At 68.0% G+C, this 12,792-nt stretch carries 9 protein-coding genes and 1 pseudogene; 7 read left to right on the top strand and 3 right to left on the bottom strand.

Going from position 1 to position 12,792, the window contains the following annotated elements; all coding sequences use genetic code 11:
* Window positions 1–224: 224 nt before the first annotated feature.
* A complete protein-coding gene (locus tag AC1DQP_RS08750; RefSeq protein WP_478051427.1) occupies window positions 225–1,115 on the top strand; it encodes a sterol desaturase family protein in 891 nt (296 codons plus the stop codon).
* Here AC1DQP_RS08750 and AC1DQP_RS08745 read toward each other — a convergent pair.
* Window positions 1,025–1,783, bottom strand: coding sequence for a helix-turn-helix transcriptional regulator (locus AC1DQP_RS08745; protein ID WP_457317900.1), 759 nt, complete (start codon window positions 1,781–1,783; stop codon window positions 1,025–1,027). The two genes, AC1DQP_RS08750 and AC1DQP_RS08745, sit on opposite strands and share 91 nt — an antisense overlap.
* A gap of 97 nt (window positions 1,784–1,880) precedes the next feature.
* Window positions 1,881–3,050, bottom strand: coding sequence for an MFS transporter (locus AC1DQP_RS08740; RefSeq protein WP_457317899.1), 1,170 nt, complete (start codon window positions 3,048–3,050; stop codon window positions 1,881–1,883).
* A 76-nt stretch (window positions 3,051–3,126) separates the two neighbouring features.
* Between AC1DQP_RS08740 and AC1DQP_RS08735 the strand changes: the two genes are divergently transcribed.
* Both AC1DQP_RS08735 and AC1DQP_RS08730 read left to right on the top strand, forming a co-directional pair.
* Window positions 3,127–3,570 carry a winged helix-turn-helix transcriptional regulator gene (locus AC1DQP_RS08735; RefSeq protein ID WP_457317898.1) on the top strand — a complete coding sequence of 148 codons (444 nt, stop codon included), beginning with the start codon at window positions 3,127–3,129 and terminating at the stop codon, window positions 3,568–3,570.
* A gap of 270 nt (window positions 3,571–3,840) precedes the next feature.
* On the top strand, window positions 3,841–6,672 hold the full coding sequence (locus tag AC1DQP_RS08730) for a beta-glucosidase (RefSeq protein ID WP_478051426.1): 2,832 nt from the start codon (window positions 3,841–3,843) through the stop codon (window positions 6,670–6,672).
* Between the two features lie 117 nt (window positions 6,673–6,789).
* Here the strand turns inward: AC1DQP_RS08730 and AC1DQP_RS08725 are convergent, their stop codons facing one another.
* Complete coding sequence (locus AC1DQP_RS08725; protein WP_457317915.1) at window positions 6,790–7,686, bottom strand: LysR family transcriptional regulator; 897 nt, start codon at window positions 7,684–7,686, stop codon at window positions 6,790–6,792.
* Between the two features lie 107 nt (window positions 7,687–7,793).
* Here AC1DQP_RS08725 and AC1DQP_RS08720 point away from each other — a divergent pair, with 107 nt between their 5' ends.
* The 4 genes and pseudogenes from AC1DQP_RS08720 to AC1DQP_RS08705 form a co-directional block, all read left to right on the top strand.
* Window positions 7,794–9,152, top strand: coding sequence for an MFS transporter (locus AC1DQP_RS08720; protein WP_457317896.1), 1,359 nt, complete (start codon window positions 7,794–7,796; stop codon window positions 9,150–9,152).
* Complete coding sequence (locus AC1DQP_RS08715) at window positions 9,149–9,562, top strand: DUF4440 domain-containing protein (protein ID WP_457317895.1); 414 nt, start codon at window positions 9,149–9,151, stop codon at window positions 9,560–9,562. Before AC1DQP_RS08720 ends, AC1DQP_RS08715 begins: the two co-directional genes overlap by 4 nt.
* A gap of 94 nt (window positions 9,563–9,656) precedes the next feature.
* On the top strand, window positions 9,657–11,552 hold the full coding sequence (locus AC1DQP_RS08710; protein ID WP_478051425.1) for a CocE/NonD family hydrolase: 1,896 nt from the start codon (window positions 9,657–9,659) through the stop codon (window positions 11,550–11,552).
* A gap of 213 nt (window positions 11,553–11,765) precedes the next feature.
* A pseudogene (locus AC1DQP_RS08705) lies at window positions 11,766–12,792 on the top strand (hypothetical protein); the annotation flags it as partial.

The raw sequence follows: 12,792 nt of genomic DNA, 5'->3' as shown, positions 1-12,792 counted from the left end.
ACTTAGTCAACATGCTAACGATTCGCGCGACGGCAGTTTGAACGCAGCCGGGGTGATGAATGCTTCAGCCAGTGGCCTGCCCGCCGCTTCAGCGGCCGTGGGGGTCAAGTCGATGTGGAGGGCATGGAAGGCCGCACCGGCGGCCGCGGCGGGATGCGCGGTTTGTTCAAGCCCGGCCGCGCCATTGTCGCGAGCATGGCCGCTCCTTTGTATGGAGCAGGTCGATGAAGCGATGGTGGTTGGCGTTGTATGCGCCGGGAATGCTGCTTGGATGCGTGGGAATGGCCACGTGGTGGGTGGGGTATGCAGCGGGATCGGCCCTGTGGCTGCTGCCGGGGTTGGTGCTGGCCATCGCCGTGTMGTGGCTGGCCGAGCGCTGCTGGCCGTATGACCCGGCCTTCAACGCACGCCAGGGCGATGCGGGCCGCGATGCCGTCCACGCGCTGGTGAATGAAGGGTTGAACCTGCTGGCGATCGGTGCGATTCCGCTGGTGGCCACGTGGGTGCCGTGGCAGCTGTGGCCGACGCACTGGAGTGTTGTGGCGCAGGTGGTGCTGGCGATCGTCGCCGCGGACCTGGGCATCACCCTGGTGCATTACGCCAGCCATCGCTGGGCCTGGCTGTGGCGGTTGCATGCGGTCCACCACAGCGTGACCCGCATGTATGGGTTCAACGGATTGATGAAGCACCCGCTGCACCAGACGGCCGAAGCCTTGGGCGGGGTGCTGCCGCTGCTGTTGCTGGGCATGCCGTACCCGGTGGCGGCGGTGCTGGCCTTCGCCATTGCCATCCAGCTGCTGCTGCAGCACTCCAACGTGGACATGCGGCCGGGCTGGCTGGGCAAGGTGATGGCATGGGCCCCGCTGCATCGGTTCCACCATATGCGCTATGGCACGGCCGGCGACGTCAATTTCGGGCTGTTCCTGACCGTCTGGGACCATCTGCTGGGCACCGCGTTTGATGCGGACTACCGGATGCGGGTGGACGATCTGGGCATCGGCAGCCAGCCGGATTATCCCAAGGATTACCCAGGGCAGCTGCTGGCCCCGTTCCGTGCATTGCCGCATGGGGAGGCACCGCCGCCGCCGCCGGGGCTGGAGCGGTCGTCGCGGTAGTGCTGCAGGTGCAGGCGTGACAGATGCTCGGCACGCACGCCGAACATGCGCCGCAGGCTGCGCGAAAAATGGGCCAGGTCGGCGAAGCCGGCGGCATGGGCGCAGGCGGTGAGGCTGTGGTCCTCCATCACCAGGACCAGGGCCTGGCGCAGCCTGCGCCACAGCACCAGGCCGCGCAGCGATACCGCCAGGTCCTGCTGGAAGCGGCGGTGCAACTGGCTCTCGGACAGGTGCGCGGCCGCTGCGATGGTCGTGGCCGCGACGCGTTCGGGCAAGTGCGCATCCAGCGCAGACAACGCTGCCTGCAGCCGTCGGTCCAGCGGTGTGCGGGCGATCAGGGTCGACAGGCAGGGCAGCAGTGCCACCGGATCGCAGGGGAGCTGCGGCAGCTGGGCCTGCAGATGCGCCAGGTCGACATGGCTGGGTTCCAGCCACAGCGTGCAGCCGCGCGCGGGGACGGCAAGCACGGCATGTGACTGGAAGGAGGGCAGCAGCATGCGCGGCCCGGACCGCATGCCGTCTTCGTCCTCTATCGTCCACTGTCCGGTGTCAGCCAGCAGGATCTGATGCGCGTAGTGGGCATGGGCACCGGTGGCGCCGGCATGGCCCTGCAGCAGGGCGAAATGCGCACCGAGCAGCAACGTGCCGGTCCAGCGTTGCTCGTTCACCACCACCACCGCATTCTGCGCATCATCACGTCGACATGGCAGGGTTGCCTGTGTCCAACAGGGTAGCGGAAACACGGTCGCCGCCCCATCGCAACGCTCACCGGGAACGACGCAGGGCCGCCCATAGGCCCAGGGCAAGCAACGAGACGCACCCGCCTGCGATGCACACACCGCTCCACCCGTAGCTTGCATACATCGCGCTGCCCAGCACCGCACCCAACCCGCTGCCGGCGGCATAGAACAGCATGTAGGCGGCGATCACCTGTGCCTGCGCGTGCGGCGCGGCGGCCAGGATCAGGCTCTGGTTGGTGACATGCAGGGCCTGCACCGCCAGATCGAGCAGCAGCACGCCCAGCACCAGCCAGCCCAGGTGCAGCGACAGCCCCGCCAGCGGCGCCCAGCTCAGCAGCAACAACAGCAACGCCGCGCCGGTCACGCGTTCGGCATGGCCTTGATCGCTCCAGTGCCCGCTGCGTGAAGCGGCCAGCGCACCGAGCAGGCCGACCAGCGCGAATGCGCCGATCGCGGTGTGGTCGAGCGCATGCGGCGGTGCGCTCAGGGGCAGCGCCATGCTGCTCCAGAACAGCCCGAACGCAACGAACATCAGCAAGCCCAGCACGCCGCGCCGGCGCAGCACCGGTTGCTGGCGCAGCAGTGCGAACAGGGACAGCTGCGGCGTTGCGGCCGGTATCGGCAAACGTGGCAGGCGCACCCACAGCAGCACGCCGCTGACCACCATCAGCGCGGCCGACAGCAGGTAGACCGCGCGCCACCCGGCCAGGTCGGCAACGCCACCGGCCACCACCCGCGCCAGCAGCAACCCGATCACCACCCCGGCCTGGGCGGCACCCACTACGCGGCCGCGCTCGTGCGGATCGGCGGCGGCGGCCGCGTAGGCGATCAGGCCCTGGGTCATCGCGGTGCCGAGCAGACCCAGCGCGAGCATGCCCAGCAACAACGCCAGCGGGTTGCCGGCGCAGGCGACGCCGAGCAGGGCCAGCACCAGCGCCGCGTTCTGCACCGCCATCAGGCGGCGCCGGTCGCGGCGGTCGCCCAGCGGCACCAGCCACAGCAGGGCCAGCACCGAGCCGAGCTGGGTAGCGGCGATCACCACGCCGATCCGCGCGGTGCCGATGTGCAGGTCCGCTGCCAGCGCATCCAACAGGGGCTGGGCGTAGTAGACGTTGGCCACGCTGAGCCCGGCGGCACAGGCGAACAACAGCAGCAGGGGCGTGGCGGTACGGGGCAGGGAGGCGGCATGCGACATGCGGTGGTCTCAAATTAGAACCAGTTGATTCTGGCGCACGCGGTTCTAAAATGAAACCACTTCTGGAGGGCCCGCCATGAATGACGATCCGAACCTGACCTGCCCGGTGGCGCGCGCGCTGGACGTGGTGGGCGATCGCTGGTCGCTGCTGATCGTGCGCGACGCCTTCGACGGCGTGTGCCGTTTCAGCGATTTCCAACGCAGCCTGGGCATGTCGCGCAGCATGCTCAGCCAGCGCCTGCAGGCCTTGCAGGACTCCGGCGTGCTGGCACAGCAGGCGGCGGCCGATGGCAGCCGTTACCAGGACTATGTGCTGACTACGCAGGGCCGGGCGCTGTTCCCGCTGGTGGTGGCGCTGCGGCAATGGGGCGAGGGCTTCCTGTTCGCCGAAGGTGAACCGCGTTCGCAGTTGCTGACGCTCACCGAGGGCCGTGAACTGGCCCCGCTGCTGCCGCGCGACGCAGACGGGCAGGTGCTGGAGCCGACGGCCACCCACGTGGTGAAGCCCCCGGCAGGGTGATCGCAAGCCGCCGCACGCGCCTGCGAATCTGAACACGCTGTTGACAGGCATGAACAGGGTGGACGACTCTTCACCGGATGGGTGCCGCCTGCGGCGCCCACCGGACAGCATGGCTGTATCGACGGGCGGAGGGGCCTGGTCGTAGCTGCGTTGCCCCGGGTAGTACCCGATACCGGCCTGCAAAGGCCGGGATCCGCCATCTTGGCGCTGCACCCTTCTGCGGCACGACTCCCTGGATTTTTTGCGTAAGCAAAGGTGTTTCGCCCGCTCATGAAAACGATTTCAAAGCCACTGGCCCTGACGGCCGCCATCACGCTCTCGCTCGCCGCTTCGGCCTGGGCATCCTCGCCGAAGGTCGCCGACAGCGGCGATGCCTTCACCGTGCTCAGCCTGGAACAGGCGCCGGACTGGCTCGATGCCAAGGACGTCGCCGCGCAGTTGCAGGCCCTGAACGTGGACGCGCTGACCATCGGCAACGTGCACCGTGCCGCCGATACGGCTGAAAGCAGCCGCGCGCCGGATCCGCTGGAAGCGCTGGCCGACCAGCTGGGCTACACCTATCGTTTCGTCAGCGCCGATCCGGCCTCGGCCGAGCGCCGCGGCAGCATCGTGATCTCGCGCCTGCCGGTGGAAGCGGCTTCCGGCATCGAAGCCCCGGGCCTGAACTACCTGCGCTTGAACGACGGCCGCCACGTGGTGGCGCTGTATACCCGCACCGCCGATGGCGACGCGACGGGCGCCGCGTTCAAGGCGCTGGTCGATGCATCGCGCGTGGGCGCCCCGGCGGTCCTGCTGGGCGCCGATGAGGCCGGCGCACGCGCGGCCGGCTTCGAGGCGCGTGGTGAGGACACCTATTCCAATGGTTTCCAGTCCGCCTCCCGCACGTCGGTGAAGCTGCGCCTGGATGCCGGCAAGACCGCGCTCAAGGGCACGCTGCTGACGTTGGACTACGCCGCCCCGGTCGGTGGCGACACGCCGTGGATGGATACCTCGCTCAACGCCGATGCACGCGCCCGCCTGATCGTGGCGAAGATGACCGACGATGAGAAGTTCCAGATGCTGCACAGCTACTTCGGGCTGGGCAAGGATGGCGGGCCGTTGCCGGAAGGCGCGGTCGGTTCGGCCGGTTTCGTGCCGGGCGTGGCGCGGCTGGGCATTCCGTCGCAGCAGTCGGCCGATGCCGGCGTGGGCGTGACCAACCCGGGCGGCATCCGCAAGGGAGACCACGCCACGGCGATGCCGTCCGGTCCGTCCACCGCGTCCAGCTGGAACCCGGAAGTGGCCTTCGCCGGTGGCGCCACCATGGGCCGCGAGGCCTGGCAGCAGCGCTTCAACATCCTGCTGGCCGGCAGCGTCAACCTGCAGCGCGATCCGCGCAATGGCCGCAACTTCGAGTACGCCGGCGAAGACCCGCTGCTGGCCGGTCGCCTGGTCGGCGAGTCGATCCGTGGCGTGCAGAGCCAGCACGTCATGTCGACGATGAAGCATTTCGCGCTCAACGACATGGAAACCTCGCGCAATTTCCACAGCGCCGAGATCGGCGAGCAGGCCATGCGTGAATCGGACCTGCTGGCCTTCGAGATCGCACTGGACATCGGCAAGCCCGGCTCGGTGATGTGCTCCTACAACCGCATCAACGGCACCTACGGCTGCGAGCACGATTACCTGATGAACCAGGTGCTCAAGCAGGAATGGAAGTTCCCCGGTTTCGTGATGTCCGATTGGGGCGGCGTGCACAGCGGTTCGAAGGCGGCACTGGCCGGCCTGGACCAGCAGTCGGCCGGTGAAGTGTTCGACAAGGCGGTGTTCTTCGATGAACCGCTGCGCCTGGCCGTGGCCGGTGGCGTGGTGCCGCGCGCCCGTTTGGACGACATGGTCAGCCGGATCCTGCGTGCGATGTTCGCCAACGGCAACTTCGACGTGCCGCCGCAGCACCAGCCGATCGACGATGACGCCGGCTTCGCGGCCGCCCAGCGCACCGTGGAAGAAGGCAGCGTGCTGCTGCGCAATGCCAACAACGTGTTGCCGCTGGGCCCGGAGGTCAAGCGCATCGTGATCATCGGTGGCCACGCCGACAAGGGCGTGATCGGTGGCGGTGGTTCGTCGATGGTCGGCTGGACCGMCAAGGGCACCAACGCGGTACCGGGCGTGCTGCCGACCACCTGGCCGGGTCCGGTGATCTTCCACCCGTCCTCGCCGCTGGAAGCGCTGCGCGCCGAGCGCCCGGACGCCAGCATCGAATACGTGGATGGCCGCAACGTGGCCGCCGCCGCGCGCGCTGCCGCCGCGGCGGATGTGGCGATCGTGTTTGCAACGCAGTGGTCGGCCGAGTCGGTCGATCTGCCGCACATGAAACTGCCCGACAACCAGGACGCGCTGATCGCCGGGGTGGCCAAGGCCAACCCGAAGACGGTGGTGGTGCTGGAAACCAACGGCCCGGTCGAGCTGCCGTGGCTGCAGCAGGTGCCGGCGGTGCTGCAGGCGTGGTACCCGGGCATCCGTGGCGGCGAAGGCATTGCCGCGCTGCTGACCGGCAAGGTCAATCCGTCCGGCCGCCTGCCGGTGACATGGCCGGTGGATGCCAGCCAGCTGCCGCGCCCGGAAGTGAACGGGCTGGGCTTCAATCCGAAGCACAAGCCGGACGACACCATCGACTACAACATCGAAGGCGCCAACGTCGGCTACAAGTGGTTCGCCGCCAAGGGCCTGGTGCCGCAGTTCGCGTTCGGCCATGGCCTGTCGTACACGCAGTTCAGCTACGACAACCTGAGCGCCACCTCGATGGGCCAGCGCCTGGTCGCCACCGTGGATATCCGCAATACCGGCAAGGTCGCCGGCGCGGACGTGGCGCAGCTGTACCTGAAGATGCCCGATGGCAGCACCACCCCGATCCGCCTGATCGGTTTCCAGAAGGTGATGCTGCAGCCGGGCGAGTCGCGCCGGATCCGCATCGAAGCCGAACCGAAGACGCTGGCCAGCTTCGATACCGCCGACAAGCAGTGGAAGATCGCTGAAGGCCGTTACGAACTGCAGCTGTCGCGCTCGGCCAGCGAGCCGCTGCAGACCACGCCGATCGTGTTGAGCGGTGGTGTGGTGCGCTGAGCAAGGCAGGTACCGGCCAACGGTCGGTACCTACCGATGCGGGACGGCCAACGGCCGGCACCGACCGGTCCCGGCGTCCGGGCAGGTCACGACCGCTGGTCGTGCCTGCCGTCGGGTTCACCCCGGCAGATGCTGGCGCAGGTGCGCCAGCAGCAACTGCACCCGGCGCGAGGGATGCGCGGTGTTGGGAAACACCGCATACACGCCCTGGCGCGGGAAGCGATGCCCACGCAGGATCGGCAGCAGCCGGCCTGCGGCGAGGTCATCGGCGATCAACCACTGCGGCAACACCGTCGCCCCGGCCCCGGCCAGCGCGAAGGCGCGCAGCGTGGACGCATTGTCCACGGTGACCACCGCGTCGGCCGGATTGCTGGCAAACAGCTGATCGCTGCCATCGGGCGCGATCAGGGGCAGGTCGGCCAGGCGGGGATAACCCAGCCGAGGCAGCGTGCGTACCCAGTCCGGGCTGTCGCGCGCGGCCGCATCGGGCAACGCAGACAACAGTGACGGCGCGGCCACCGCGCACAACGCATGCTCGTCCAGCAGGGTGGCGCGCAGTTCCGAATCGGCCATGCGCCCGAGCCGGATCGCCAGGTCGAAGCGCTCGGGAATCAGGTCGGCATGCGTCGGCGAGGTCGACAGGTGCAGGCGCAGCTGCGGGTGCTGGGCGCGGAATGTTTCCAGCAGCGGCACCAGCCTGGCGCTGGCGTATTCGGGTGTGGTGGTCAGGCGCAGCGTGCCGCGCAGCTGCTGTTGTTCGCTGCGGGCTTCCTCGATGGCCTGCTCGGCGGTGGCCAGCATGGCCACGCAATGCTGGTGGAAGCGCTCGCCGGCCTCGGTGAGTGCCAGGCTGCGGGTGTTGCGCACCAGCAGGGTGACGCCCAGCTCCTGTTCCAGCCGTTTGAGGTTAAAGCTCACCACCGCCTTGCTGTGGCCCAGCTGTTGCGCGGCTGCGGTGAGGCTGCCGGCATCGACCACGGCTTTGAAGATCTCGAAGCGGTCCAGGCTGACCATCGCCTTGCCTTTGAATGTCAAAAATAATTTGACAGTCTTGCATCGGATGCTCGGTTTATCCAGCGCTTCCCGGCGCGCATGCTACGCCCTCGTCAACGGAGCGCGCCATGACCTACCGGGCCAAAGTGGAAGGGCTGTACCTGCTCGGGTTCTCGCTGGACCTGGTCAACATGTTCATCGGCAACGTCGCCTATCCGGCGCTTGCGGCCGAGCTGCATGCCTCGGTGCCGCAGCTGGCGTGGATCGGCAACGCCTACATGCTCGGGCTGACGCTGGTGATTCCATTGGGTGGCTGGTTGGCCGCGCGGCTGGGCGAACGGGTGCTGCTGTGCCTGTCGCTGGGCGTATTCGCGCTGGCGGCGATCCTGGCCGGCAGCGCGCCGACCATCGAGGCGCTGATCGGCTGGCGGTTGCTGCAGGGCCTCGGTGGTGGGTTGTTGATTCCGGTCGGACAGGCCATGGCTTACCGGCATTGCCCGCCGGCCGAACGGGGTCGGTTGACCGCGCGGATCATGGCGGTCGCGCTGCTGGTGCCGGCGCTGTCGCCCGCGCTGGGCGGCTGGCTGGTGGGGCTGGGATCGTGGCGCTGGGTGCTGTGGGCCAGCGTTCCACTGGCGATGCTGGCCCTGGTGCTGGCGGCGATGTGGATCCGGCCCGAAGCGAGGCTGGCGTTGCCGCGCCTGGATCGACGCGGGCTGGTGCTGGGCTCGCTGGGCCTGAGCCTGCTGCTGGTGGCCTTGAGCCTGATCGCCGAAGCGCAGCAGCGCGCGCAGGGCATTGCGCTGCTGGCAGCGGCCGCAGGCATTCTGATCGTCTATGCACGCACCGCCCGGCACACCGCGCAGCCGGTGCTGCAGTGGACGTTGCTGCGGCATCCTTCGCTGCGGCTGGCGATGTTGATCTACCTGCTGGTGCCGGGCACCTTCATCGGGACCCAACTGGTGGCGACGTTGCTGCTCAGTCGGCTCGGCTACAGCCCGGCCAGCATCGGCGGCTTCATGCTGCCGTGGGCGCTGGCTTCGGCGTGTGCTATTGCCACCACCCGTAGCGCGCTGCCGCGGATCGGCCCACGCGTGCTGCTCAGTGCCGGCATGGTCTGCCAGGCTGCGGGCATCGCGCTGCTGCTGGGCGTGCAGCCCTCGCAACCGCTGCTGGCGGTGCTGGCGTTCGCGCTGATGGGCCTGGGCGGCAGCCTGTGCAGCAGCACCGCACAGACGCTGGCGTTCCAGGGCCTGGCGCATGAAGAACTGATGCCGGGCAGCGCGTTGTGGAATCTCAATCGCCAGCTCAGCTTCTGCCTGGCCGCCGCACTGCTGGCGTGCGTGCTGGGTGCATTGACCGCCGTGCTGCCCGAGCGCGCGTTTTTCCTCACGCTGCTGCTGGCCAGCGGCATGACCCTGCTGCCACTGCCGCTGCTGTGGCGGATACCGGCAGCGTCCCTTTCCCTGCGAGCCAATCCCACATGACCCCTGCACAGACCGAACGTTCCCACGCCGCCTTCGATGAGGTGCGCATGCTGCACGTGCTGATCGAAGACTGGTTCAACGCGCGCCTGCCGGCCAGTGATCTGGAACGGCTGCTGGCACGTTTCAACGACGACTTCAGCATGGTCGGCATCGGCGGAGTGCGCCTGGACAAGCCGGCACTGGCGCGCTTCTTCGCGGGCGCGCATGGACGGCGGGCAGGCCTGCGCATCGAGGTGGCCGAGTTGGCGGCGATCGCGCTGCCGGGCGGTGCCTGTGCGGTGCGCTACCGCGAAGACCATACCGACCATGCCGGGGTAGCGACCCGGCGCGAAGCGCTGGCAGTGCTGGTCGCCGGACACGACGGTGGGCTGCAGTGGGCGGCTTTGCAGGAAACGTCGGTTGGCGCATGAATGCGCGCAATGGCGACCTTTGGCACCTACCCGGGCCGTGCGCCCGGCGCTAGGCTGCAAAGGTTCGTCGCCACCATCTGCCGGGAGAGAGCCCATGCGTGTCCGTGTCGTGCCTGTCGTGCTGTTGAGTTTCATGGTTGCCGCCAGCGTGTCGGCGCAGACCTCGCCGATGACCCCGGACATCCCGGCCAAGGGCTTCGTGACGCCGACCGCGCACGATGACTACGACAAGCGCGTGGTGATGGTGCCGATGCGCGACGGCACAAAGCTCTACACGGTGATCGTGGTGCCCAAAGGCGCCAAGAATGCCCCGATCCTGCTGACCCGCACCCCGTACGACGCGGCCAACCGCGCCAAGCGCATCGACTCGCCGCACATGCGTGACATCCTGCCCCAGGGCGATGAGGTGTTCGTCGACGGCGGCTATATCCGCGTGTTCCAGGACATCCGCGGCAAGTACGGTTCCGAAGGCGATTACGTGATGACCCGGCCGCTGCGCGGGCCGCTCAACCCTACCAAGGTCGACCATGCCACCGATGCGTGGGACACCATCGACTGGCTGGTCAAGCACGTGCCCGAAAGCAACGGCAAGGTCGGCATGCTGGGGTCCTCGTATGAAGGCTTCACCGTGGTGATGGCGTTGACCAACCCGCATCCGGCGTTGAAGGTGGCCGCGCCGCAGAGCCCGATGATCGATGGCTGGATGGGCGATGACTGGCTCAACTACGGTGCCTTCCGCCAGGTCAACTTCGGCTACTTCACCGGCCAGCTGGCCAAGCGCGGCAAGGGACCGGCGATTCCCAGCGTGGGCTACGACGACTACACCACTTTCCTGCGCGCCGGGTCGGCCGGCGACTATGCCAAGGCCAACGGACTGGACCAGTTGCCGTGGTGGCACAAGCTCATCGAACACCCGGCCTACGACGCGTTCTGGCAGGCGCAGGCGCTGGATGCGCAGATGGCCAAAACGCCGCTGAAGGTGCCGACCATGTGGCTGCAGGGCCTCTGGGACCAGGAAGACATGTGGGGCGCGGTGCACAGCTATGCGGCCATGGAACCGCGCGACAGCAGCAACACGCTCAACTACCTGGTGATGGGCCCGTGGCGGCACAGCCAAGTGAACTACGACGGCAGCAATCTGGGCGCGCTCAAGTTCGACGGCGATACCGCGCTGCAGTTCCGCCGCGACGTGCTCAAGCCGTTCTTCGACCAGTACCTGGTGGATGGCGCGGCCAAGGCCGATACGCCGCCGGTGCTGATCTACAACACCGGCGAAAACCACTGGGACAAGCTGCAGCAGTGGCCGCGCACCGCCGCACAGTCCAAACCGCTGTACCTGCGTGCTGGAGGCAAGCTGTCGTTCCAGGCGCCGCAGCCGGGTGAGGCGAACTACGAGGCCTACGTGTCCGATCCGGCCAAGCCGGTGCCGTTCGTGCCGCGCCCGGTGCGCTTCGCCGACCGCGACATGTGGACCAGCTGGTTGGTCAAGGACCAGCGTTTCGTGGACGGGCGCACGGACGTGCTGACCTTCGTCAGTGAACCGCTCACCGAGCCGCTTCGCATCGGCGGGGCACCGCAGGTGAACCTGGCGGCGGCCACCAGTGGCAGCGATGCCGACTGGGTGGTGAAACTGATCGACGTCTATCCCGACCAGACACCGTCCACGCCCGAGATGGGCGGCTACGAGCTGGCGGTATCCATGGCGATCTTCCGTGGGCGCTACCGGGAGAGCTTCAGCGATCCAAAGGCGATCGCAAGCAATCAGGTGCTGGATTACAGATTCGGCCTGCCGACGGCCAACCATGTGTTCCAGCCCGGTCATCGGGTGATGGTGCAGGTGCAATCGAGCCTGTTCCCGCTGTACGACCGCAACCCGCAGACCTTCGTGCCCAACATCTACCTGGCCAGGCCGGGCGATTACCAGAAGGCCACGCAGCAGGTGTGGCATGCACCACAGCAGGCAAGCTTCATTTCGCTGCCGGTGTATTGAGCGCTGCAGGGCCCGCCGCCGGTTGGCGTCCGATGACGCTGTGATCGATCCGGTAGTGCCGGCCGCTGGCCGGCTCCTCGTGATCCTGGAAAGAGATTCGAGGCGCCGAGCAACCGTCGGCGCTATCGGAATTGCAGGCGGCCACGACGCATTGCATTGCATCGGCCACCCCCAGGCGCTAGCGTGCAGCTCCGCTGTTGATTGATGTGATCCATGAAACGGATAGTCGGGTTGTGCGCGCTGTTGTCGCTGGCGACCGGCGTGCAGGCCGCGCCGGCGGAGACATTCTCTGCGCTGGCGCATAATTTTTCCGCCGAGGCGCTGATCGATGTCGATGGGCGGCTGCGGGTGGCGCCCAACGGTGCGCGACTGCAGCGGCTGTCCGCGGATCGCTGGCTGCGCATGCAGGGCGAGGGCACGCCGCAGCAGTGGTTCGATGACGCCGGCACGCTGCTGCGCGAGGACCCGGGATATATCGAATACGGTGAACGCTTCGCGCTGCCTGGGCAGCCTGCGGATCAGCCGTTGTGGCAAGCCTTCCTGATGGATGCCGAGGGCGTGCGACGTGGCCATGCCGTGGTGAATGCGCTCGGGCAGGTGCGTTGGCCAGCATTGCAGGAGGGCCAATGGCAGCCGCTGGCGGTACCCGACCGGGTGCTGTGGAATGCCAACGCGGGGCCGTTGCGCTTCTTCGACATGGCTGGACACGAGGTCATGGCGATGGACGAGCACGCCTGGCAGTGGGTGGCCGGGCCGTTCCCGGGGCGCCCTGTCTACGTATTCTGCGGTGCCCGGGACGGCGCAACGTGTCAGGTGCAGGACGAGCGGGGCAAGGTGCTGTTCGTCGATGACATCGATGCGCTGCTGCCGGTGAGCGATGGCGGTTGGTGGCTGCGGCAGCGCGACCTTTGGCGGCGGGTGGATGCGCGGGGACGGTCGCTGGATGCCGCGCGCTACCAGCAGGGCGGGTTGTATCCGCGCTTCCGGCAGTACGGCGGCAGTGCCGGCCGGCGTGACTGGCCCGGGGAGGTCACGCGCTACGCCACGGGGAGCGAGCAGGACACGCCCGAGCGTGGCTGGCTGCTGGCCGACGGACGCTTCCAGCCGCTGCCTACGCAGGACCGCCGCTACCGACGGGACTACTGCGGCGGGCGCTGGTGGATCGGTGACGCGGACCGCAGCGGACCTCCGCAGGCGGTGACCGATGCGGTCGCTGCGGTGTTCGACGCGCCGGATGAGG

The sequence above is a fragment of the Stenotrophomonas sp. P5_A8 genome, assembly GCF_056400545.1.
This window is presented reverse-complemented; position numbering and strand designations above follow the sequence as displayed.

Excerpts from the sequence above, each read along its gene's own strand:
- AC1DQP_RS08720 (WP_457317896.1), top strand. The coding sequence starts at position 7,794 with ATGACCTACCGGGCCAAAGTGGAAGGGCTGTACCTGCTCGGGTTCTCG.
- AC1DQP_RS08735 (WP_457317898.1), top strand. The coding sequence starts at position 3,127 with ATGAATGACGATCCGAACCTGACCTGCCCGGTGGCGCGCGCGCTGGAC.
- AC1DQP_RS08715 (WP_457317895.1), top strand. The coding sequence starts at position 9,149 with ATGACCCCTGCACAGACCGAACGTTCCCACGCCGCCTTCGATGAGGTG.
- AC1DQP_RS08710 (WP_478051425.1), top strand. The coding sequence starts at position 9,657 with ATGCGTGTCCGTGTCGTGCCTGTCGTGCTGTTGAGTTTCATGGTTGCC.
- AC1DQP_RS08725 (WP_457317915.1), bottom strand. The coding sequence starts at position 7,686 with ATGGTCAGCCTGGACCGCTTCGAGATCTTCAAAGCCGTGGTCGATGCC.
- AC1DQP_RS08740 (WP_457317899.1), bottom strand. The coding sequence starts at position 3,050 with ATGTCGCATGCCGCCTCCCTGCCCCGTACCGCCACGCCCCTGCTGCTG.